The organism is Microvirga tunisiensis (assembly GCF_009296175.1).
GTDB classification, from domain to species: domain Bacteria; phylum Pseudomonadota; class Alphaproteobacteria; order Rhizobiales; family Beijerinckiaceae; genus Microvirga; species Microvirga tunisiensis.
The window spans coordinates 18,922-40,533 of the sequence record NZ_VOSK01000028.1 but is presented as its reverse complement, the minus strand read 5'-3'; the positions used below and the strand labels follow the sequence as shown (position 1 = coordinate 40,533).

Annotated in this window: 21 protein-coding genes and 1 pseudogene; 5 read left to right on the top strand and 17 right to left on the bottom strand. The window is 62.3% G+C overall.

Annotated features, from left to right (window positions below; all coding sequences use genetic code 11):
• Window positions 1-25 precede the first annotated feature (25 nt).
• The 5 genes from FS320_RS10545 to FS320_RS10525 all read left to right on the top strand — a co-directional run bounded on the left by FS320_RS10545 (window position 26) and on the right by FS320_RS10525 (window position 6,200).
• Window positions 26-1,834, top strand: a complete 1,809-nt coding sequence (locus FS320_RS10545) for a type I secretion system permease/ATPase (protein ID WP_244627070.1) — start codon at window positions 26-28, stop codon at window positions 1,832-1,834.
• Window positions 1,834-3,183: an HlyD family type I secretion periplasmic adaptor subunit gene (locus FS320_RS10540; RefSeq protein ID WP_152711423.1), complete on the top strand. Its 1,350-nt coding sequence runs from the start codon at window positions 1,834-1,836 to the stop codon at window positions 3,181-3,183. The genes FS320_RS10545 and FS320_RS10540 overlap by 1 nt, the downstream gene beginning before the upstream one ends.
• A gap of 256 nt (window positions 3,184-3,439) precedes the next feature.
• Entirely contained in the window at window positions 3,440-3,973 is a 534-nt protein-coding gene (locus FS320_RS10535; protein WP_162002924.1) for a winged helix-turn-helix domain-containing protein, read from the top strand.
• The gene (locus tag FS320_RS10530; protein ID WP_152711421.1) at window positions 3,933-4,505 is read left to right on the top strand and encodes an IS630 family transposase; all 573 of its coding nucleotides are present in this window, start codon (window positions 3,933-3,935) and stop codon (window positions 4,503-4,505) included. Before FS320_RS10535 ends, FS320_RS10530 begins: the two co-directional genes overlap by 41 nt.
• Before the next feature lie 582 nt (window positions 4,506-5,087).
• Entirely contained in the window at window positions 5,088-6,200 is a 1,113-nt protein-coding gene (locus FS320_RS10525; RefSeq protein ID WP_152711420.1) for an NADH:flavin oxidoreductase/NADH oxidase, read from the top strand.
• 77 nt (window positions 6,201-6,277) lie between these two features.
• Here FS320_RS10525 and FS320_RS10520 read toward each other — a convergent pair whose 3' ends face one another.
• From FS320_RS10520 to FS320_RS10445, 17 genes and pseudogenes are all read right to left on the bottom strand, one after another.
• Window positions 6,278-7,639: an NAD(P)/FAD-dependent oxidoreductase gene (locus FS320_RS10520; RefSeq protein ID WP_152711419.1), complete on the bottom strand. Its 1,362-nt coding sequence runs from the start codon at window positions 7,637-7,639 to the stop codon at window positions 6,278-6,280.
• Between the two features lie 244 nt (window positions 7,640-7,883).
• Window positions 7,884-8,834, bottom strand: coding sequence for an arginase (rocF, locus tag FS320_RS10515; protein WP_152711418.1), 951 nt, complete (start codon window positions 8,832-8,834; stop codon window positions 7,884-7,886).
• Between the two features lie 214 nt (window positions 8,835-9,048).
• Entirely contained in the window at window positions 9,049-9,213 is a 165-nt protein-coding gene (locus tag FS320_RS10510; RefSeq protein ID WP_152711417.1) for a DUF1427 family protein, read from the bottom strand.
• Between the two features lie 3 nt (window positions 9,214-9,216).
• Window positions 9,217-9,459 carry a DUF1427 family protein gene (locus FS320_RS10505; RefSeq protein ID WP_152711416.1) on the bottom strand — a complete coding sequence of 81 codons (243 nt, stop codon included), beginning with the start codon at window positions 9,457-9,459 and terminating at the stop codon, window positions 9,217-9,219.
• A gap of 1 nt (window position 9,460) precedes the next feature.
• Entirely contained in the window at window positions 9,461-10,282 is an 822-nt protein-coding gene (locus FS320_RS10500) for an alpha/beta fold hydrolase (protein WP_152711415.1), read from the bottom strand.
• Window positions 10,279-11,937, bottom strand: a complete 1,659-nt coding sequence (locus FS320_RS10495) for an MFS transporter (protein ID WP_152711414.1) — start codon at window positions 11,935-11,937, stop codon at window positions 10,279-10,281. The genes FS320_RS10500 and FS320_RS10495 overlap by 4 nt, the downstream gene beginning before the upstream one ends.
• The gene (locus FS320_RS10490; protein ID WP_202882846.1) at window positions 11,934-12,251 is read right to left on the bottom strand and encodes a DoxX family membrane protein; all 318 of its coding nucleotides are present in this window, start codon (window positions 12,249-12,251) and stop codon (window positions 11,934-11,936) included. Before FS320_RS10490 ends, FS320_RS10495 begins: the two co-directional genes overlap by 4 nt.
• A 117-nt stretch (window positions 12,252-12,368) precedes the next feature.
• Window positions 12,369-14,297, bottom strand: a complete 1,929-nt coding sequence (locus tag FS320_RS10485) for an amidohydrolase (RefSeq protein WP_202882845.1) — start codon at window positions 14,295-14,297, stop codon at window positions 12,369-12,371.
• A 99-nt stretch (window positions 14,298-14,396) separates the two neighbouring features.
• Window positions 14,397-15,074 carry an isochorismatase family protein gene (locus tag FS320_RS10480; RefSeq protein ID WP_162002926.1) on the bottom strand — a complete coding sequence of 226 codons (678 nt, stop codon included), beginning with the start codon at window positions 15,072-15,074 and terminating at the stop codon, window positions 14,397-14,399.
• Between the two features lie 94 nt (window positions 15,075-15,168).
• Window positions 15,169-15,294: a hypothetical protein gene (locus FS320_RS49715; protein ID WP_274597159.1), complete on the bottom strand. Its 126-nt coding sequence runs from the start codon at window positions 15,292-15,294 to the stop codon at window positions 15,169-15,171.
• Window positions 15,295-15,406: 112 nt separating this feature from the next.
• Window positions 15,407-16,210: pseudogene (locus FS320_RS10475) on the bottom strand (ABC transporter permease).
• Complete coding sequence (locus FS320_RS10470) at window positions 16,207-16,923, bottom strand: ABC transporter ATP-binding protein (protein WP_152711411.1); 717 nt, start codon at window positions 16,921-16,923, stop codon at window positions 16,207-16,209. The pseudogene FS320_RS10475 and the gene FS320_RS10470 overlap by 4 nt, the downstream one beginning before the upstream one ends.
• A complete protein-coding gene (locus FS320_RS10465) occupies window positions 16,920-17,882 on the bottom strand; it encodes a PQQ-dependent catabolism-associated beta-propeller protein (RefSeq protein ID WP_152711410.1) in 963 nt (320 codons plus the stop codon). Before FS320_RS10465 ends, FS320_RS10470 begins: the two co-directional genes overlap by 4 nt.
• Window positions 17,870-19,033 (bottom strand): ABC transporter substrate-binding protein, encoded by a 1,164-nt coding sequence (locus FS320_RS10460; protein WP_244627069.1) that lies wholly within the window; start codon window positions 19,031-19,033, stop codon window positions 17,870-17,872. The genes FS320_RS10465 and FS320_RS10460 overlap by 13 nt, the downstream gene beginning before the upstream one ends.
• A gap of 5 nt (window positions 19,034-19,038) precedes the next feature.
• Window positions 19,039-19,686, bottom strand: coding sequence for an ABC transporter ATP-binding protein (locus FS320_RS10455; protein WP_152711408.1), 648 nt, complete (start codon window positions 19,684-19,686; stop codon window positions 19,039-19,041).
• Complete coding sequence (locus tag FS320_RS10450; RefSeq protein ID WP_152711407.1) at window positions 19,683-20,444, bottom strand: ABC transporter permease; 762 nt, start codon at window positions 20,442-20,444, stop codon at window positions 19,683-19,685. Before FS320_RS10450 ends, FS320_RS10455 begins: the two co-directional genes overlap by 4 nt.
• A gap of 8 nt (window positions 20,445-20,452) precedes the next feature.
• A complete protein-coding gene (locus FS320_RS10445; protein ID WP_152711406.1) occupies window positions 20,453-21,427 on the bottom strand; it encodes an ABC transporter substrate-binding protein in 975 nt (324 codons plus the stop codon).
• Window positions 21,428-21,612: the final 185 nt, after the last annotated feature.

Here is a 21,612-nt window from a genome sequence, read left to right as displayed (position 1 = left end):
CGACTGACGCGTCCGGAGACTGCGTATGGCCATGAACTGGATGAAGGTCCGCCATCAGACCGAGATGGAGCACGCCTTCCGGCTCTGTCGTTACTCGCTGGCCCTCGTCGCGGGCTTGAGCTTCTTCGTCAATCTGCTCGCCCTGACCATGCCGCTCTACCTACTGCAGGTCTACGATCACGTGCTGTCGAGCCAGAGCCTCGACACGCTCTTCATGCTGACCCTCATCGTCATCTTTGCGCTCGCGCTCCACGCGGTCATCGAAGCCCTGCGACGCGAGATGCTCGCCCGCGTCGGGGCTTGGCTCGAAGAGCGCCTGCAGGCTCCCGTTCTCACCGCTGCCGTGCAGGCGGCGCTGCGGGCCGACCCTGCTGGAGCTGCGCAGGCATGGCGCGACCTCGGCACCCTGCGCCAGTTCTTCGGCGGTTCTGCCTGCACGGCCCTCTTCGACCTGCCGTGGACGCCCATCTTCCTGCTCGCCATGACCCTGGTTCATCCGCTTCTGGGTGCGATCGGCATCGTGGCCTCCCTTATCCTGTTCGGCTTCGCTTGGCTCAACGAGACCGTGACGCGCGCTCCCTTCGCCCGCGCCGCTGCGGCCTCCTCTGAGAGCCAGCACCGCTTCGAGTCGCTGATGCGCAACGTGGAAGCGATCACCGCTATGGGCATGCTGCCCGGCGTGGCACGCATCCTGTCCGACGAGCAGGCGCACGCCAAGGCGGCTCAGCTGTCGGCGGGAGCGCGCGCCTCGACAATCCAGGCCTCGGCCCGCTTCGTCCGTTTTCTCGCGCAGGTGCTGGTGATGGCGGCCGCCTCGTTCCTCGTGATCCGGCACGATGTCAGCCCGGCTGCGATCTTCGCCGCCTCGATCCTGCTCGGACGCTCGCTCGGGCCCGTCGAGGGCGCGATCGGCACCTGGAAGGCCGTCACCAACGTGCGGCTCGCTTACGACCGCATTCGGCGCATCATGCAGGCGGCACCGCCGCCGGTGAAAGGCATGGAACTGCCCGCGCCGAGTGGCCTCCTCGAAGTGGAGCAACTCACCTATGTGCCGCCCGGATCGACCGAACCCATCGTGCGCCGCCTCTCGATGATGGTCTGCGCCGGCAAGGTGCTCGGCGTCGTCGGACCCTCCGGAGCCGGCAAGTCGACGCTTGGTCGCCTGATCGCCGGAACCGTGCCGCCGACCACGGGGCATGTGCGCCTCGACGGGGCCGATGTCGGTGTGTGGATGGCCTCTGGCGGCCATCGTTACTTCGGCTACCTGCCGCAGGATGTAGAGCTCTTTGCCGGTACCGTCGCGGAGAACATCTCCCGCCTGTCCGAGGCGAGCTCCTCGGAGGTGATCGCAGCCGCCCGGCTCGTGGATCTCCACGATACCGTCATGCGGCTGCCCAGGGGCTATGACACCCATGTCGGCGAAAGCGGGGCGCGGCTCTCCGGCGGCCAACGCCAGAAGCTGGGGCTCGCACGCGCGTTCTTCGGCGATCCGCGTCTGATCGTTCTCGACGAGCCGAATGCCAGCCTCGACCCCGAAGGCGAGGAAGCGCTGCGTCGGGCCATCGACGAGATGAAGTCCCGCGGTGCGACGATCATCGTCATCGCTCAGCGTCTCGGCATCCTGTCGGTCGCCGACAGCGTACTCGTGCTCGACAACGGCATGGTCAACGCCTATGGCGAGCGCCGCGAGATCGCCGAGCGGATTGCTCAGGGGCGCACCGCGATCAGAGTCGTACAGCAGGCGAAGTCGAAACCGGAAGCACGTATGCCGAAGGTCAATGACGGGCCGATGATCGCCGCGCCGAGCCAGCAGGCTGACAAGGGAGCTGCGTGATGGCCAGGACATCTCCTGTCATCGACCTGTCCGATGTCCTGCCGCCGCCGCCGCCCACACCGTTCAAGCGGATCCGGTGGCTGACGTCGATCGCCTTCGGGCTCGTGGCCGTGTTCATCGGCGGCTTTGGAATCTGGTCGGTCACCGCACCGCTGGAAAGCGCTGCCATCGCATTAGGCTCGATCGAGGCTGAGACGAGCCGCAAGACGGTGCAGCATCTGGAAGGCGGCATCATTGCCAAGATCCTGGTAAAGGACGGCGACGCCGTGAGGGGCGGCCAGCCGCTGATCCAGCTCGATGACACCAGGGCCAAGGCGACCGCGCAGGCGCTTCAGGGCCAGCTGCGCGAGGCGCAAGCCCGCGAGGCACGGCTGCTGGCCGAACGCGACGGACATGACACCATCCAATTCCCGCTTCCCTTGCGCCAGACGGCGGGAAAGGATCCGGCGCTCGCCGAGATGCTGGCCGGTCAGGAGCGCATCTTCAACAGCCGTCGCCAGCTTTACCAGTCGCAGTTCGCGGTACTGGTGCAGCGGCAGCAGCAGATTTCGCGCCAGATGTTCGGGCTACGCTATCAGGTCGATGCCGCCAAGAAGCGCGCAGAGATCATCAAGAGAGAGATGGAAGCCATCGCTCCGCTCGTTGCCAGAGGCGTCATTGCCCAGCCGCGCAAGCTGGCGCTCGAACGAGAGCAGGCCGAGATCGATGGACGGCAAGGTCAAGCGCAGGAAGAGATGGCGCGCGCCGAGCAGGGGGTAGGCGAGGCCCATGCCCAGATCCTCAAGCTGCGCAGCGATCGGGAGGCCGAGATCGCTCAGAGCCTCCGTGAGGTCCAGGCGCTAGTCTTCCAACTCTCCGAACGCTCCGAGGCTGCTGCGGACGTCCTCGCCCGCACTCAGGTGCGTGCGCCTGAGGACGGTGTCGTCACCGATCTCCGGATCCGGACACCGGGGGGCGTCGTGGCGGAAGGTCAGCCATTGCTCGACCTCGTGCCGAAGCACGACCGCCTCATCGTCACCGCTCAGGTGAGACCCGACGACATCGATGTCGTCCATCCTGGACTGCCGGCCCAGGTGCGGCTCATGCCCTACAAGCACCGCCGCGTTGCGCCGGTTGCGGGCACGCTCACCTATGTCTCGGCCGATCGCATGACCGACAAGACCAACGAGCGCTCCTATTACACGGCGCGTATCCGTCTCAACGAGGATTCGCTGTCTTCGCTGCCGGGGATCGAGGTGATGGCCGGCATGCCGGTCGAGGTCCTGATCAAGACCGGGAAGTTCACCGCAGCCGGCTACCTGCTGCGTCCTGTGATGGATAGCTTCAACCGCGCATTCCGCGAGGATTAGGCCTCATAGGCATGATGTACCCGTGAGGATCTTCTGGCGCTCAGGATCCTATCTGCTGCAAACAGGCCCCTCCAGCGCATAACGGGCTTGAACGAGAGGCAATCAGCGGCAGGACTCCTTAGCATGATGAACTACCGCTGCTTCGGATGAGATGGCTTCGTGCCTTATACCCATCCAGAGAATTACTGACTCGCATTTGCGATGAGGTGCATGGCGTGATTCACTGAGGAGCGTGGCGCTGTTGATGGAGGTCAGCATGGCCGGGCTCCCGATCTGTCAGGACTACTCACCAGCCGACTTGCGCCAGCGCGCTGCCCGCGAGCGGGATCCCAGGGCTGTCCTGCGCCTCCTGGCGATTGCCAATGCGCTTGAGGGGATGACCCGGGCCGAGGCGGCACGGCTGGCCGGCATGGAGCGTCAGGCCCTGCACGATGCCATCCAGCGCTTCAATGCCGAGGGACCTGACGGTCTGCATGACCGGCCCCGGACCGGCCGCCCGGAGCAGCTCAGCCCTGGTCAGCAGGCCGCGCTCAGGGTCCACGTCCTGCACGGGCCGGAGCCCGAGCGCGATGGGGTGAGCGCCTGGCGTCTGGTCGACCTGTGCGAGCATGTCGAGCGGACTTATGGCGTCCACTACAGCGAGTGGGGGCTCTCGTGCCTGCTCAAGCGGCTCAACCTGTCGCGCCAGAAGACCCGGCCTTCGCACCCGAAGGGCAATTCGGCCGCGCAGGCGGCGTTCAAAAAAGGAGTTGCCGTCAAAGCTGCAGGCCGTCGCGGCAGAGCATCCTGAGGCGCGTCTTCAGCTCTGGTGCCAGGACGAAGCGCGCTTTGGTCAGAAGGGCCGGACGACACGGGTCTGGTATGAGCGCGGCGTGCGTCCGCCCAGTGTCGTCGATCAGCGCTTCGAGAGCCTATACCTGTTCGCCGCCTGCCGTCCCGGCACAGATGAGACCTTCGCGCTGGCCTTGCCGCGGGTGAGTGCCGACGCGATGACGATCTTTCTGAAGCACTTCGCGCATCAGCTTGAGCCGGGCGTGCACGCGGTGCTCGTGCTGGACCAGGCCGGCTGGCACGACGCGCGGGCCTTGCACGTGCCAGAGACGATCACGCTGTTGCCTTTGCCGCCTGCGTCACCCCAGCTGAACCCGGTGGAGCGGGTCTGGCTGTACTTGCGTGAGCGTTATCTCTCGCATCGCGTGCTCGACGATTATGAAGCAGTGTTGGACGCGGTCTGCCGCGCCTGGACCCGTCTCCTTGATGAGACAGGCCGCCTCACAACATTGACGGCCTACCCGTATCTCACTGCGTCAGCAATTCCCTGACCGGGTATTACTCAGCAGCCGAGCGTCCTTCGTTGCTGCTTCCGCGCTCGGCGTCTCGCTTCACCTCGACTGCGTTGTGATGGTCGCCCGCCGCTTCGCTGCGAGTCTGCTCTGCACCTTGGGTCTCAGGCCGCGGTTCCAGCCCCACCTTCTGCTGCTAGCTGTTCCATCGCTGTCACAGCGAGTGGTCACCCGGTCGCCTTGGTAAACCTCGTTTACGAGCATCGCATGGGCGATCTGGGTTTCAAGCTCGGAGCGGATCAGACGCCGCTCATGCGCCGAGCTCCGATCGGAAACCAGCCGCCGCAAGGTGATCGGCCACGCTGTTATCAAAGATCACGGGAATGCAGATGCAGTCGGTGAGTGCTAGGATGATTCTCCAACGCACTCAGAAAATATTTACATGATGGTTCCAATGGTATGGGTCAGCAAAACGGCTATCTGGCTGACGGACAAGGTTTGCGCTTCTCCTGAGTCATCAATCCAGGGGCATTCTGGATCAGACCTTTTCAGCCGGACGAGCGTTTGAGAGCCACTGAGCCCGCACGAAGGCATAATCATCCTCAACCGAAGAGGCAGTTGATGTCACACGCCAAACTCTTCACACCGTTCCGGATCGGAGATCTCGAACTCGCCAACCGGATCGTCATAGCGCCCATGTGCCAGTACTCGGCCGAGAATGGCTGCATGAACGACTGGCATCTGATCCATCTGGGCCAGCTTGCCCTCTCGGGCGCGGCGCTCCTGACCATCGAGGCGACGGCGGTTCTGCCTGAAGGCAGGATCACCTATGCGGATGTGGGTCTCTATTCCGACGAATGCGAGGCAGCCATGCGACGCGTTCTGGAGGGCATCCGTCGCTGGTCCGACATGCCGATCGCGATCCAACTGAGTCATGCCGGACGCAAGGCCTCCACGGAGGTGCCCTGGAAAGGCGGCAAACAAGTTTCGCCCGATCACCTCAATGGCTGGCAGACGGACGCGCCTTCAGCGATCCCCCACGAGGCTGGCGAAGTGCCTCCAAAGTCACTCGATCAGGAGGGGCTTGCGCGGGTGCGGAATGCCTTTGCCGACGCGGCGAGACGCGCCGCAAAGCTTGGCCTCAGCGCCGTTCAGATCCATGTGGCTCACGGCTACCTGCTCCACCAGTTTCTCTCACCGTTATCCAACCAGCGTGATGACAGCTATGGCGGTTCTTTGGAAAACCGGATGCGCTTTCCGCTTGAGGTGTTCGATGCCGTTCGGGCCGCGTTTCCGACCGAGCGACCGGTAACGGTGCGCGTGTCGGGCACGGACTGGGCCGCAGGTGGTTGGACCATCGACGAGACCGTGGAATTCGCAAAAGCGCTCAAGGCACGAGGGTGCAGCGCGATTCACGTTTCGAGCGGCGGGCTTACACCAGCGCAGAAGATTCCGGTGGGGCCAAGTTATCAGGTACCGCTCGCCCGCTCCTTGCGATCAGTCGGAATGCCCGTCATCGCCGTGGGTCTCATTACGGATCATGTGCAGGCGGAATCCATCCTCGTCACGGGTGACGCCGATCTGATCGCTCTTGCCCGCGCGATCCTCTACGATCCTCATTGGCCTTGGCACGCAGCGGCGCATTTCGGTGCTGCCGTCAAGGCACCGAACCAGTATCTTCGCTCCCAACCACGGCAATACCCTGATCTCTTCAAGGTTCGGGCGGACGACTGATTGTTGCCGAGGCGAACGGAAACAGACGTTAGTTCGGGTCGTCTAAGCGAAACCGGCCGGATCAGTCCAGCGGCGATCTATCGCCAGTCCACTCTGTCTGACCGCGGCTGATCCCGGCCGGGTCCGCGGCTCGCCTCGACGGAAGTGGGCAGGGGCCGCACCTTCTCATCCCGAGCCATCTTCTGATTGTCGGGACTATCGACAATAAGGCGTGCTCCTCGCTGATAGGTCAGGTAGTTCCACAGCCAGCTGAACGCCACGACGGCGCGGTTGCGCAGGCCGATCAGGAAGTAGACGTGCGCGATGCCCCAGAACAGCCAGCCGATGAAGCCCGTAAGATGAATGGAATTGAGCTTCACCACGGCAGCCTTGCGCCCGACCGTGGCAAGGTCGCCCTGATGGCGATACCGGAATGGTCCGGGCGAGGTCCTGTTTTCGACCCTCGAGGCAATCACGTGGGCCACATAGCGGCCCATCTGCTTGGCTGCCGGAGCAATTCCGGGTGCTGCCCTTCCAGCCGCGTCGACTGCTGACGCGGTGTCGCCGATCACGAAGATCTCGGGCCTGCCGGGAACCGTCAGATTGGGCTCGACCTTGACCCGCCCGGCACGGTCGTGGTCCACGCCGAGCCACTCGGCGGCCGGAGAGGCCACTACACCTGCGGCCCATATGACCGTGCCAGCCTCGATCCGAGTCTCCTCCAGACTGACCCCGTCCTGATCGCAGTTAGTGACCCGGGCTTGGGTCCTGACCTCCACGCCCATCCTCTCCAGCGCTTCATGGGCATAGGCCGAAAGATCCTCCGGGAAGGTTGGCAGCAGGCGAGGTCCCGCCTCGATCAGGATCACTCTAGCGGCATGCGTGTCGATCCGCCGGAACTCTGACGGCAATGCATGGTGGGCCACTTCAGCTATGGCTCCGGCCATTTCGACGCCGGTCGGGCCGCCGCCCACGACCACGAAGGTAAGCAGACGGCGTTGTTCGGCATAATCGTCGGTCAACTCGGCGTGCTCGAAAGCGAGAAGGATCTTTCGGCGGATGGCCGTCGCGTCTTCGATCTGCTTCAGCCCCGGAGCAATGGGAGCCCATTCCGGATGTCCGAAATAGGAGTGTGTGGCGCCTGTCGCGAGGACGAGATAATCATACGGGACAGTCACCGTTCCCGCGTGGATGATGCGCACGTCGGCATCGATGCCGGTGACATTGGCCAGAAGCACCGTCGCATTCGTCTGCCGCCTGAGGATGCCGCGGATCGGCCAAGCGATGTCAGCCGGTGACAAGGCCGCCGTGGCGACCTGATAGAGCAGTGGTTGGAAGTAGTGGTAGTTGTGCCGGTCGATGATCGTCACATCGACAGGAGCCCACGCCAGGGACTGGGCCGCCGTCAGCCCGCCGAACCCCGCTCCGACAATCACGACCTTTGATCTTTCAGCGGTCATAATGGGCCTCGCTTATTTGCTTGGGAATGGCATGCGTATCAGCACATCCCAAGAGCCCAATGGGTGCAGCATCCCTGATGTTCCGCATCCAATGCAATTTTATTGCGTTTAGCCTCGTCTGTCTAGAAATCTCCCCGATGCAAAGCCAGTCCGTAAGTTGGGCCGGATTGGCCAAAACATGATCTGGCGCCTTCAGACATCGTCCAGGTACCCTTGGCACTCTGCCAAAGAGGCTTTGATGGGCTCACCCGATCTTGGGGGTATAGCGGTAGCTCTGGGTCGGACGATCCAGCACCCGCCGCCCCATGAGGCTTGCGACACGATCGACCACGAGCAGGGCCGTGCGGCCGCGTTCGTCGAGAAACGGGTTGAGTTCGACCAGGTCGAGGCTGCCCACGAGATCGCTGTCGTGAAGGATTTCCATGACGAGATGTGCCTCGCGGAAGGTCGCGCCGCCAGGAACGGTGGTGCCGACGCCAGGCGCTATCACAGGATCCAGGAAGTCTACGTCAAGACTCACATGGAGAACACCGTCTGCCGCTGCGACACGCTGCAGGAAGGCATCAAGAAGCGATACGACGCCGTTCTCGTCGATGGATCGCATGTCGTGAACCGTCACGCCCGCACTTTGCAGCGCAGAGCGCTCTGCGGGATCGACACTGCGGATGCCCGTCATGCAGACGTTCTGTGGCTTGATCGGAGCGGCAAGAGTGGGGAAGTAACCTGCGAACCCGTCAAGGCCTGTTGCGTAGGCCATCGGCACGCCATGCAGGTTGCCGCTCGTGGTCGTGCCAAGGGTATGGAAATCCGGATGTGAATCGAGCCACAGAACGAAGAACTCACGGTCTTCTTCCGCCGCACGCCGGGCAAGTCCGGTCATCGAGCCGGCCGAGAGGCTGTGGTCGCCGCCGATGAAAATCGGCATACCGTCGCCGCTGGCCTGATAGGCTGCTTCGGCGATAGCCTCGGTCCAGGCGACGATTTCCGATAGAGCCTTGATGGCAGTGTTCGGATGCTGCAAATCCCGGAGCGGCTTAGGCACGATGTTGCCTCGGTCCTCCACAACATAGCCGAGGTTTTGCAGTTCGGTGAGCAGGCCGGCGGTACGAAAGGCGCTCGGCCCCATATCGCAGCCAAGGCGGCCCGCGCCCACCTGAACCGGCACGCCCAGAACGATACACGGCTTCGATGTCATTCTGTTCTCCCTCAGGCTCTGCCATGCCGACACGCAGCCATAGGCAGCCATAGTGAGTGGAACAGTAAAGTTTGACAAAAGGATTCTGCCGGCGGATCGCATCGATAAGCCCGACTTATCGATGCGATTCACGGATGGCGTGCGTAGGCGTCTTCTTGCATTGATTGTTCAATGATGGGGCGTGCCGAGCCCAGGACGAACCAAAGCTCAGTCCTCACCGAACTCCGATGAGCCGTTCGGTGAGCAGGAAGCCCATGGTCATGGCAACCACCAACAGGGCCCCGACAAGCTTGGGCGGGGCAGGAGATGGGATGTCGAACCAGCGGCAGAAGGCTCCGATGGCAAAGGCCATCAGGAGCCCGGCAAGAAATTCCAGCATGGATCACCCGGACTGCCGTTTCTGCGCGATACGCGCGGCCCCTGTGTAGCCATCGGGCCCGCCACAGTTTCCCCGCTGGGATGCCTCGCGATGGGACGCGAGGCGATCCACGATCTCATAGCCGGCCGACATGGCCAGAACGAGGGCTGCTCCTGTGAGAGCCAAAGGTGCCGGAAGAGGCAGCCCAGCAAGACCGCACACGATTCCGACACCGAGAGCAAGGAGCAATCCAAGCAAGACCTTCATTCTAGCCTTTGATGAATGCGAGAACGTCGGCGTTGAACTTGTCCGCCTCGGTCTGCGCCAAGCCATGGGGGCCGCCCGGATAGACCTTGAGCTGGGCTCCCTTAACGATCTTCGCGGTCTTTTCCGCCGACGCTTTGATCGGAACGATCTGGTCGTCATCGCCATGGATCACGAGCGTCGGCTTGTCGATCTTCTTCAGGTCCTCGGTGTAGTCGACCTCCGAGAATTCACGGACGCAGTCATACTCACCCTTGATGCCGCCCATCATGCCCTGAAGCCAGAAGGATTCGCGCAAGCCCTCGTTGATCTTCGCGCCGTCCCGATTAAAGCCATAGAATGGAATGGTGAGATCCTTGAAGAACTGCGAGCGGTCGCCGCCGGTGTTCTTGCGGATGCCGTCGAAGACCTCGATCGGCGTGCCTTCTGGATTGGCTTCGGTCTTCAGCATCAGGGGCGGCACTGCACCGACGAGAACAACCTTCGCGACCCGATCGGAGCCGTGGCGGCCGATGTAATGCGCTACCTCGCCGCCACCAGTGGAGTGGCCGATCATGATGATGTTTCTGAGATCGAGCTTCTCGATCAGTTCGGCCAGGTCATCGGCATACTGATCCATGTGGTTGCCGTCCCAGGTCTGGTCCGAGCGGCCATGGCTGCGGCGGTCATGCGCGACGACGCGATAGCCCTGCTGGCCGAAGAAAAGCATCTGGCCGTCCCAGGCATCAGCCATGAGGGGCCAGCCGTGCGAGAACAGAATCGGCTGCCCGGTTCCCCAGTCCTTGTAAAAGATCTTGGTGCCGTCCTTCGTCGTGATTGTGCTCATGATGTGCTGTCCTTCTGCTTGTTTTGAAGTTGCTGCCGTCGCGGCTTGTCGACCGCCAGGAGGTGCTGAACCAAGGGAGGGGCCGCGCCCTGGTGAAATCGTCGGGCTTCGGCCTGGATGTCCGCGTCGGCCTTCGAGATCCGCTTGTGCTGACGTAGATGTTCGGCCCAGGATTCGACGAAGAACCACTCGACGATGCGTTCGGGATCGGCGGCATCCTCGGAAATGCCCCACGAAGAGGCGCCGTCACGCCAGCGCTCCTCCGAGAGCCGCTCGAGAGCCGCGAGGAAGGCGGCGCGATCTGCCGGCAGGATGCGGTAGGTCACCATGACCATCACCGGCCCCCTGTCATGCGAGATGGGTTCGGCCATGGCCGGTTCAGGCCAGTGCAGCGACGGCGTCAGATCGCCGTCGCCGGTCGGCAGAGGAGCGCGGCGAGCCAGTACGGCAACCACGACAAGACTGAGACCAGCAGCGATCAGAGTGGCATCCGTGCCGATCTCTTGCGCCAGGAAGCCCCAGCCCAGGCTGCCTGCCGCCATCGCGCCATTGAAGGCGGTGAGATAGATCGCGAGACCCCGGCCCCGAATCCAGTTCGGCAGGATCGCCTGCATGGTGCTGTTGAGCGTGGTGAGCATGGCGATCCAGGAGGTCCCGAGCACGAAGGTCGCAATGATCGCGACGATCTCGGAATTCGTCAGGGCGAGAAGGGCCGTCGAGCCGGCGGTCACGAGTGTTGCGGCGAGCACCAGCCGATCCTGTCCGAGCCGGGCGCGGGTCCGCGGCAGCAGGATGGCTCCTGCGATGGCGCCTGCCCCGACGCTGCCGAGCAACAGGCCATAGAAGCCCGGTCCCCCGCCAATCTCCTGTCGCGCCACGATGGGCAGAAGCGCCCAGACGGCGCTGGCGAAGGCGAAGAACAGTACGGCCCGCCACAGGATGCGGTGGAGATCCCTGCTCGCCCGGGCGTAGCGCAATCCGGCGCGCAGCGCCCCGCCGAAATTCTCCCGCAGACCGTCATCCGCGTCCGCTTCGCGTCGCCACCACAGCAGAGCGCCTGCGACGAGGACATAGGTGAGGACGTCGAGACCGTAAACGGCAGCGGCTCCCGCAAAAGCGAGCAGAAATCCACCCAGGGCGGGCCCGATGGACCGCGCGATGTTGATGCCGAGCGAATTGAGCGCCACGGCGCCTTTCAGGTCGGATCGGGGAACGAGTTCCGGCGTGATGGCCTGCCAGGCCGGCGTCGCCAAAGCGGCGCCCACGCCGCCGAGGAAGGTGAGGACGACGAGGCTTTCGACCGAGACCGCGCCCGTCCAGGCCAGAATGGCGAGCAGGGAGCTTACGCTTCCGAGAACAATCTGGAGAACGATGAGAAGGCGGCGCCGGTCAAGGATGTCGGACAGGACACCGGCCGGAATGGCCAGAAGGAAAAATGGCAGCGTCCCGGCCACCTGAATCATGGCGACGGAGGCGGGCGAGGCGGAGATTCCCGTCACGAGCCAGGCAGATGACACGTCCCGCATGAAGGTGCCGATGTTGCCGAGGACCGTCGCCGTCCAGATTACCGCAAAGAGGCGGTGACGGAGAGGAGCAAAGGTGCCGGGGGGCGGAGACGCCGACGCACCGGCGATTCGGGTCGAGGTTTCCGTCATGACCGAACGCCCCGGCCATTGGCGAGCAATGCTGCAAGAGCAAGACCTCCCATGATGGCGACATGCTCGAAGAACGTCGCAGTCTGGCGACCGCGATCAGGTCCCTCGAAGGCCCAGAAAGGGTGAGCCAGGAGGGTTGCCAAGAGTGTGAACACTGCCAGGACGCCTGCGCCGAACCAGCAGGCGCGACGGGTGAGGAACAGAATGGACCCGCCGAGTTGCGCGCCAATGACGAGGGCTGCCATCAATGCGGCGGGCTCGAGGCCGAGGCCCGTGATTTCGTTCACAGCTCCAGCGAAATCGGTGAGTTTCACGACGCCGCTGATCAGGAAGGGGATGCAAGAGCAAGGCGCGCCAGATAGTCGAACCCGGGTAGGGCCAACATTCGGGTGATCGGTCGGGGAGCGGCGATATTGATCATGGCGCGTTCCTCAGAAAGCCCAGCAGGAGCAGCCGAGAGCGCCCCAGAAGGAGCGCGAGTCCGAGGTGGGCGGATTGGAGCCCCAAGCGCCGGCATGGGAATGGCCATGCACCCCGCAGTTGTTGGCGCAGCCGCAGGCCGCCGCGAAAGCATATTTGCGATCTCCTTCAAGACCGGCGCGGCGCTGCTGATAGCCCCCGAAGGCGCGAACAGGCGCCCAATCCGGCATCGGCGGGGGTAGCGACGGCGCGAGATCCTTGAACTCGGCATCCCCATGAACCGGTCTGCCGCCGAGCAGCGTGAGGACGGACGTGATGTCCTGAATCGCGTCTTCCGGAATGGAGAAATAATCGTCGGACAAGACCGCCAGATCTGCCAACTGGCCTGCTTTGATCTGTCCCTTCTTGCCTTCTTCCGTGGAGAACCAGGCATTGGCTTGTGTCCACAGGCGCAGAGCGCTTTCCCGATCGAGACGGTTCGCGGAAGGATAAAGTGTCAGCCCTCCCAGGGTCTTTCCCGTCACGAGCCAGGATAGCGACACCCACGGATTGTAGGAGGCCACACGGGTGGCATCGGTGCCTGCGCCCACGGGAACGCCGGCTTCCAGCATGCGCTTGATCGGCGGCGTGCGCTCCGCCGCCTTGTTGCCGTAGCGCTTGACCGCGATGCCGCCGCCGAGAGCTGCGATGCGGTCGATGTTACGGTCGTCGATGGTCTCGGCGTGATCGATGAACCAGTGCAGGCCTTCGAGCGGCACGTCCCTGTTCACTTTCTCGAACACGTCGAGAGCCCCGGTGATGGTTTCGTTATAGGTGGCATGCAGCCGCCAGGGCCAGCGGTTCTGGGCAAGCAGCCGAACGACGGGCTCGAGGTCTGCCTCCATCGAGGGCGGCATCTCAGGCCGCTCGACCTTGAAGTCCTCGAAATCCGCAGCCGAGTAGACCAGCATCTCGCCGGCGCCATTGTGGCGGTAGAGATCGTCGCCCTGGCCTGGCTTGACCTGCTTCGCCCAGGAGTCGAAGTCGTTCAGCTCTTCCTTTGGCTTCTGGGTGAAGAGATTATAGGCGAGACGTACCGTGAGCTGGCCTTCGCGATGCAGTTCCTCAATGATCTGGTAATCGTCTGGATAGTTCTGGAATCCGCCACCAGCATCAATGACACCGGTCACTCCGAGCCGGTTCACCTCCCGCATGAAGTGGCGCGAAGAGTTTTTCTGATATTCAGGTGGGAGCTTAGGGCCTTTGGAGAGGGTCGCATAAAGGATCGTGGCGTTGGGCTTGGCGATCAGCAGGCCTGTCGGATTGCCGTGCGCATCGCGCTGAATCTCACCTCCCGGAGGGTTCGGCGTGTCCTTCGTATAGCCGACGGCGCGCAGTGCAGCGCCATTCAACAGCGCGCGGTCGTAGAGATGCAGGATGAAGACGGGCGTGTCGGGAGCGACGGTGTTGATCTCATTGAGCGTCGGCAGCCTCTTCTCGGCGAACTGATGTTCCGTGAAGCCGCCGACTACGTAGACCCATTGCGGAGCCGGCGTGCGGTCCACCTGCTCCTTGAGCATCCGCATGGCATCGGCAAGGGAGCGAACGCCGTCCCAGCGCAGTTCCATGTTGTAGTTGAGGCCGCCGCGGATGATGTGCATGTGACTGTCGATCAGCCCGGGTATGACCCGACGGCCCTTCAAATCCACGCGCCGTGTTTCGGGGCCGGCGAGATTCATGACCTCCCTCTCGTCTCCGACGGTGACGAAGCGCCCATCCCGGATGGCCAATGCGGAAGCTTCGGGCGCCTGACGATCGAGGGTCGTGATCCTGCCGTTGAACAGGATCAGGTCGGCGGATGCATTCATCGTCTGAGCCTCCAAGCTTCTGGAAAGAGCAAAGCCAGCCCCGAATGCGCCAAGTCCAGCGATAACTGTACGACGATCATGAGACATGGACATAACCGGCTTTCGCTCGCTGCTGCCGTTCATGGCAGTCGAGGTGATGGGAGATGAATGGAACGATGCAGGGCGTGCTCCTGCATCGGCCAGAATTGATGGTTATTCTGCAGCCACGGCCGACGTGCCGTGAGCGCCTTCGCTCGCGCCGAACATGGTCTTGGCGTAGATGATGCCAAGGCCGTAGGCACCGCCGTACTTCTTCGCGATTCCTGTCGTCATGTCGTAAGTCTCGGTACGGGCCCAATCGCGCTGGAGCTCGAGGAGATATTGCAGGGCGGTCATCGGCCGGACGCCGGCCTGGATCATGCGCTCTACCGCGCGCTCATGTGCCTCGGTTGAAACATCGCCACATGCGTCTGTGACGGCATAGACCTCAAAGCCTTGTTCGAGCGCGGAGAGCGTCGGGCCGACGATGCAGACCGAAGTCCAAAGACCTGCAAAAACGAGGCGCTCCTTTCCGATCCGATTCACCTCATCGATGACGGCGGCATCCTCCCAGGTATTCATGGACGTACGGTCGAGAAGCTTCTGACCCGGAAAGGAATCGGTGACCTCAGAGAACATCGGTCCCGAAAAGCTCTTCTCCGCAACGGTCGTCAAGATCGTCGGGATCTTGAAGCCGGCGGCTGCCTGAGCGATCATAGCCGCATTGTTACGAAGGTTCACAGCATCGATGGACTTCGTCGCAAACGACATCTGCGACTGGAAGTCGATGAGGATCAAAGCATGATCAGTGTGGTTGATGAGCTTTGAGCCAGGAGTGGGAGATGCTTTGATGGCCATGATCGATCCTGTTCTGATGGGAACTGCCGGAGAACAATCGGGCCATTGGCCCTGAGGGAACTACGCTGAAAGCCTCAGCCTGTCACCGCTAATACCTCTGAAGGGGAATGCCGTATTCGTTGGAGGCGTGGACGAGAATGTAGGCGCCCACCGCGGCCAGAAGGCCGATCAGGAGAAGAGTGATCAGGAAACCCGGGTCCCGAAAAATGCGCATATCTTTTCGTAACGAGTTGGCGGATGGCGCTGTCATCGTCGATCACCAGAGAGGTTTGTGCGATAGAGGCAACTGGAAGGCGAAGCCGGTGTTCCGCGAGGTATGCTCAAGATCATTCGGCGACCCGACGCGCCCAGAAGCCACGACCTGGATCGTAGCCCCAGATTGCAAGACCGAAAAAGATAACCAAGGCCAGGACACAAACAACGAGCGCTATCGGTTCGAACTAGAGGTAGAGTGCGAAGCGGATCAGCTCGACCGCATGGGAGAAAGGGTTGAGCCAAGCCACCGCAGCAAGTCTTGGACTCACCTCCTCCAAGCGCCAGAGGGGGTAGAGCGCCGTCGAGGCAAAGAAGAGCGGAAAGATGACGAAATTCATCACGCCTGCGAAATTCTCGAGTTGACGGATCATGGATGAGAGGGCGAGGCCGAAGGCCGCCAGCATCAGCCCGGCGATGCCGAGTGCCGGCAGTACCGTTAGATAGCCGAGAGCCGCGGGCCGGACCTCCCAGAAGCGGGCAAACAGAAGAAACAGATAGACCATGGGTAGTACCGTTACGGTATTTGCAAGCAAGCGGGCACCGAGCAGCCACCAGCGCGGCAATGGTGCCGTCAGGAGCACCCGCATAGACCCCATCTCCCGATCGTAGACCATGGAGAGCGAGCTTTGCATGCCGTGGAACAGCAGCATCATTCCAGCCAGTCCAGGGACGATATAGACCTCATACAGAATGTAGGTCTGGTACGGCGGGATGATCGAGAGCCCGAGCACTGACCGAAAACCCACGGCGAAGATCCCAAGCCAGACGAGCGGTCGCACGATGGCCGCCGCAAATCGCCCGCGCTGTCCGATGAAGCGCAACATCTCCCGGCGCATGATCCCGATCAATGCGCGTAAGGCGTAGCGCATCTTCATGCCGATCGGCCCGTGATCTTCAGAAAGGCAGCCTCGAGTGCTCCATCCGGTGCGAAATCACACGCCTCACCTTCCCAGCGAACATTCCCCTGATGCAAAATGATGAGCTGGTCGGAGGGCTCCACCTCGCCGAGCATATGGGTGGCCCAGAGTACGCTCAAGCCGCGACGGCAGAGGGAGCGCACGTGTGTCAGGAGCAGTTGGCGGCCGGCAACATCAAGACCGGCGGTAGCCTCATCGACAATCAGGAGCTTGGGTCGACGCAGCAGCGCCCGCGCGATCTCCACACGTCGACGCAGGCCGCCCGAGAGAGACCGCACCTTATCATCTTGCCGATCATTGACACCGAATCGTTCCAGCTCCTCAAAAGCACGCTCCCGCGCTTCCCGGCGCGAGAGCCCGTGCAGAGCGCCATGATAGGTCATGTTCTGGTCGACGGTGAGATCCAGATCCAAGGTCGGCATTTGGAAAACCACGCCAAGGCTCGCAAGCGCCGGCAGCGGATTACGGCGGATCGAGTGTCCGAAGATGTGGATGTCGCCCTGCTGCGCGCTGTAGAGCCCCGTCGCCAGCGAGATGAGGGTCGTCTTGCCCGCGCCATTGGGACCCAGGAGAACCGCGAAGGAGCCGGGCTGGACCGACAGATTCACATCGGTCAGGGCTCGCCGGGCACCGAAGCCGTGGCTCAAGTTCCTGATAGCAAGAGCTGTCATGGCGCTACGACGAGCCCCCAAGGTGAACGGCCGACGCCAATGGTCTTCACCACCTCGCTATTTTCGATATCGATGACCGAGACATCGCTCGAATTGCCATTGGCCGCGTAGAGGCGCCTCTCATCCGGTGAGAGCGCAATGTGCCAGACCCGCTGACCGACGAGGTAGGTGCGCAGCACCTTGAAAGTCTTTGCGTCGATCTCGGCGACTCGGTTCGCGGGGCCTAACGCCACATAGGCTCGAGAGCGGTCGGCTTTCAGCTGAATTCCGACCGCCTGGATGAGCTCACGTGGAACGCCAGGCACGTCAAAACCGATCTTGGCCAGGGGCTCACGCGTCTCGGCATCGAACACTTCCACCGTCCCGCGCAGTTCGGACGAAACCCAGATCTGACGGCTGTCCGCCGAGACCTGCGCTACGCGTGGGCGCGTGCCGACGAGCACGTTGTCGACGAGTTCGAGTGTCTGGGCATCGATCACGTGGAGCATGCTCGTCGTCTCCGACGTATTGACGACGAAGCGCCCGTCTGGGCTTGCCCCCATTCCCTCCGGCTCGACGCCGACCTCCACTTCATTGACGATGCGCCGCTCCGGGATATCCAGAACGGAGACGAGGTTGTCGTTCTCGTTAGCCACGAACAGCCGGCGGCCGTCCGGATGCAGCACGAAGAGCTCCGGGTCCTCGCCGGAGGGCAATGATCCCTCCACCTTTCCGGTCTTCAGATCCACCACATCGATGCGGTTATCGTCGCCGAGCGCCACATAGAGCTTTTGCTTGTCGGCACTCAGTCCGATGCCCCGCGGCCGCCGCCCAACAGGGATCGTGCCGACATGGCTCAGGGTAGCTCCATCGATGACGGACACCGTGTTGTCCTGCTCGTTTGAAACATACACCGTTTCAGCGAAAGCAGCCTGCAGGCTGAGACCCAATCCAAGCAAAACCAGAGTTAGAATTTGCATCGGCTCTCCTCCCGGTCCGTCCCCAAAGTATCGAGTTCCGATCCGCGATGCAGATAGCCTGCCTGCGGGGAAACGGACACGAGGAGCCGTGGCCCCGCAATGAGGATCGGCTGGCGCATCTGCCCATCCCAGGCACGGAAGCTCTGCCCCTGCCCCTTGAAACCCGACAGAATGAAGTCTGGACCTCGCAGGTACGACATGATCTCGACCGGATCGCTGCTGCGGGCGCGGGTAGCCGCTTCGCCGACGGCGCGGACCGCTGCCCAGGCGGCGTAATCGACAGCAGTCATCCTGCGGCCATAAGATTTCTCAAACCGGGACTGAAGCTGCGTTGCGCCCCATTGCTCGGACACGGCGCTCCAGCCTGTGGCGACGAGCCCATGGGTGCCAACCACCGGACGGGGCCGTGCCGTGCGATAGGAAACATACTCGCCGAACCCGTTCATCTCATCCACAACGACGAGCACGTCATGATCCGCAGCCTGGGTCATAGCCGGAATTTCGGTTTGCAGTGTTACATGTCCCGTATCCGTGCGCCCATGACCAGGCTTGAAGGTCCATTCCTTTTCGACGGCGACCTCGGCCCCAAAGCGCGAGGCTGCGCGGCGGAAGGCCTCGGCTTGCAGTTTATCGCCGGGCGTGCTGCCGATCACAAGAAACCAACGCCGCCAGCGCTTCGTCATCAGGTACTGGGCGAGGGCATCAGCCAGCATGGACCGGCTCGGAATGGTGTGGAGCACGTTGACGCGGCAGGACTCGTTGCGAAGCGAGTCATCCGGTGCGCGGGTATTGAGAAGCAGAATCTCGCGCGCTTCTGGAGCAGAAGCAGCAGCCGAAAGGAGCGGCGCATCGAGATCGGAGACGACAAGCCTGATTCCCTCGTCGACCAGTTTACGGATGACGTCCTCCGGCTGGCCGTTCTTCATCACAACGCGCTCGACGAGCCTGAAACCCTGCCCTGTGAACCGACCCGTGGTCGCATTGTCAGTGCTCCCCAAGCGTGCGCCTGCAGCACCCTCATCCCGGATCTCCTGATCGAGCGGAGAGATCGGCTTGACGGGGTCGCGCTCCTGCGTGACGACAGCGATGGTGACGACACCCTCACCAGCTAGAGCAGGGATAGACAGAAGCATCGTGATTAGGACCAGCATGAACCTCATTCAGCGGCCTTCGACCTTTGAAGAAGCCGGTCATCCACGATCCGAGTCGGAGAACCACCCAATGTGATCACGCGCTGGGCGAGAGCAGCCGCCTCGTGCCAATGATGCGTGACAAGGAGCGTCGTCGGACACAGCTTCCGGACATGGATTGCCACGAGATCCTGCATCTCACGAGATGTCTCCTCGTCGAGAAGTGCAAAGGGCTCGTCCAGCAGGAGTAGTTTCGGTTCAATCGTCAGTGCCCGGGCCAGGGCTACGCGTCGCGCCATCCCCAGCGAAAGCCGTTGCGGATAGGCGTCCTCCGACCCAGCCAAACCGACCTGGGCCAGCCATTCCACAGCTCTTCCGGGTCGGTCCGGAATCACAAGCTCCAGATTCCGGCGAGCTGTCCGCCAAGGGAGAAGACGGGGCGTCTGAAAGAGATAGCCGACAGGCTGCCGCAATCCCGTGATAGATCCGTCGAAGTCTGTATCCAGCCCGGCTACGATCTGCAGGAGGCTGGATTTGCCGATGCCGGATGGCCCTACGATGGCACAAACCTCGCCATCGGCCAGATCGAAGGACAGGTTTTCGAACAACACCCGAGCCGGAGCACCTCCTTGGGCTGGATAGACTTTTTGCTTGATCGTGATCTGCATCGTCATCGCCGCCACTGTCCTGACCGGCGTTCGAGCGGCGCGAACAGCACGATTTCGATGAGCAGAGCACAAAGGACGAAGGCCGCCGCATAGGCCATGACCCGCGGCACGTCGAAGAGCTGAAAATAGCTCTGCAGTTGAAAGCCGATCCCATTGGAGCGTCCGAGCAGTTCGACCACAAGAACGATCTTCCAGACAAGTGCGAGCCCGTTGCGCGCGGCAGCCAGAAGGTAAGGCGCCAGTTGTGGGACGATCACTTCGCGAAGCGTCGTCCAGAGGCCGAAGCGGTAGACCTGCGCAACGTCCGTATAGTCCCGGTCGAGGGCTCTCGCGCCCTCCCGAAGCGTGACAGCGACATTGGGGATCTTGTTGAGGGCCACCGCCACCAGAAGTGCAGTCTCTATCAGACCAAGCCAGACATAGGTCAGGATGATGACCACGAGCGCCGGCAGGTTGAGCAGGATGACGAGCCAGGGATTGAGCCAACGGTCGAGCCATTGCAGACGGCCGAGGGCAATTCCAAGCGCCGTGCCGACGACCATCGCGATGACGAAGCTGATGCCAACCCGCGCTAGGGTGATGCCGAGGTGATGGAACAAGGGCCCGCCGATGGCCTCATGCATGAGGCTCTGCAGCACCATGAGAGGCCCAGGGAAGAGCCTGCTCTCGGCAAGCCCTGCCCCGATCTGCCATAGGCTGAGGAGCAGCAGGATAGAGGCAATCTCCTGCCATGTCCCCTTGCGCTCGGCGCCAGCAGCACGCATCGACAGCCTCAATAGGAGACAGGGGGCCAAAAGGTCTTCACGTCGAGGACCTTTGCCGAGCCGACAAGCTTGTCGCCTCCGATCCTGACCAGGATAGCATAGCGATCGGACGCCGCCTGCCGCTCGGCCTCGGACCATCGATCCGGAGTACCAACGCGAAATCCGGCTTGGAGCGCGCCCAGCACCGCCGGATCGTGCGTCCCGATGAGGGGCGCGAGGCGGATCCATTCCTCCTTTGAGCTTGCAAGTAGCGCTTTTGCGCCACGGGAGGACCCTATAAAGCCCTGCACGGCGGTGCCTTCACGCTCGGCCCACTCCTCCCGAAAGGCATAACCGAGCATCGGCACGTGACTATCGATACCAAGGCAGCGGATCATGTCGGTGACGGACAGGAAAACTCTGGCGCCGCTGGCCTCCAAGCGAGCGGCATAATGCCAATAGGTGAGAACGGCATCGATGCGACCGTGCGCCAGTTCCTCGTTGAGAAGTGGCGGGGCTCCAAAGACAGGCTCGACTGCCCCCGCAAAATCGATTCCCAATTCCTTCTGTGCATAGGCCCGGAGAAGCAGCCAGCTTTTGTCGAGAGGTCCGCCTGCAACCCCGATCCGCTTGCCTTTGAGATCGCTGAGACTGCCGATGTTGGAAGCGGTCGGCACCATGAGTGCGCCTACGGCTCTCGAATAGGGGACAAAACTGAAATCAGCCCCCTCACTCCGCTGGCGAGCAACCCAAGGCCAGTCCGTGACAATCATGTCCACCGCGCCCGCTTGCAGCGCCACCTTGGCCGCTTCGTTGGAGGCGAACTCGATCGGCACGACGGTGATCCCGTGCTTTCTGTCGAGTCCGTGATGGCGGAGGGTATCGATCTCCCAAGCGACGGTTCCGAACCTGAGCAGGCCGACTCTAAGCCCGCGGTCATCTTGAGCCTGCGCAGGTCCTAAGACGATCAGGCCAAGGATGAACCAAGCAATTCTGAGACACATGGCCGAACTCTGACAAGCAATGGCCCAAATCAACGGTCAAGCTTCAACTTAGTTCCGAACTTGCATTGCTTTTCAGGAGTTTTACGACAAGCGACAGGCACAAAAGCTCCCTTGTTGATTTTCTCAGTCGGCGTTTTTGATCGTCAAATCTTCGGCATACCGGCACTAAGTCCAAAGCAGTCCAT

Coding starts and splice junctions, on each gene's coding strand:
- FS320_RS10545 (WP_244627070.1), top strand. CDS start 26: ATGGCCATGAACTGGATGAAGGTCCGCCATCAGACCGAGATGGAGCAC.
- FS320_RS10540 (WP_152711423.1), top strand. CDS start 1,834: ATGGCCAGGACATCTCCTGTCATCGACCTGTCCGATGTCCTGCCGCCG.
- FS320_RS10535 (WP_162002924.1), top strand. CDS start 3,440: ATGGCCGGGCTCCCGATCTGTCAGGACTACTCACCAGCCGACTTGCGC.
- FS320_RS10525 (WP_152711420.1), top strand. CDS start 5,088: ATGTCACACGCCAAACTCTTCACACCGTTCCGGATCGGAGATCTCGAA.
- FS320_RS10520 (WP_152711419.1), bottom strand. CDS start 7,639: ATGACCGCTGAAAGATCAAAGGTCGTGATTGTCGGAGCGGGGTTCGGC.
- rocF (WP_152711418.1), bottom strand. CDS start 8,834: ATGACATCGAAGCCGTGTATCGTTCTGGGCGTGCCGGTTCAGGTGGGC.
- FS320_RS10510 (WP_152711417.1), bottom strand. CDS start 9,213: ATGCTGGAATTTCTTGCCGGGCTCCTGATGGCCTTTGCCATCGGAGCC.
- FS320_RS10505 (WP_152711416.1), bottom strand. CDS start 9,459: ATGAAGGTCTTGCTTGGATTGCTCCTTGCTCTCGGTGTCGGAATCGTG.
- FS320_RS10500 (WP_152711415.1), bottom strand. CDS start 10,282: ATGAGCACAATCACGACGAAGGACGGCACCAAGATCTTTTACAAGGAC.
- FS320_RS10495 (WP_152711414.1), bottom strand. CDS start 11,937: ATGACGGAAACCTCGACCCGAATCGCCGGTGCGTCGGCGTCTCCGCCC.
- FS320_RS10485 (WP_202882845.1), bottom strand. CDS start 14,297: ATGTCCATGTCTCATGATCGTCGTACAGTTATCGCTGGACTTGGCGCA.
- FS320_RS49715 (WP_274597159.1), bottom strand. CDS start 15,294: ATGCGCATTTTTCGGGACCCGGGTTTCCTGATCACTCTTCTCCTGATC.
- FS320_RS10470 (WP_152711411.1), bottom strand. CDS start 16,923: ATGACAGCTCTTGCTATCAGGAACTTGAGCCACGGCTTCGGTGCCCGG.
- FS320_RS10465 (WP_152711410.1), bottom strand. CDS start 17,882: ATGCAAATTCTAACTCTGGTTTTGCTTGGATTGGGTCTCAGCCTGCAG.
- FS320_RS10460 (WP_244627069.1), bottom strand. CDS start 19,033: ATGCTGGTCCTAATCACGATGCTTCTGTCTATCCCTGCTCTAGCTGGT.
- FS320_RS10455 (WP_152711408.1), bottom strand. CDS start 19,686: ATGACGATGCAGATCACGATCAAGCAAAAAGTCTATCCAGCCCAAGGA.
- FS320_RS10450 (WP_152711407.1), bottom strand. CDS start 20,444: ATGCGTGCTGCTGGCGCCGAGCGCAAGGGGACATGGCAGGAGATTGCC.
- FS320_RS10445 (WP_152711406.1), bottom strand. CDS start 21,427: ATGTGTCTCAGAATTGCTTGGTTCATCCTTGGCCTGATCGTCTTAGGA.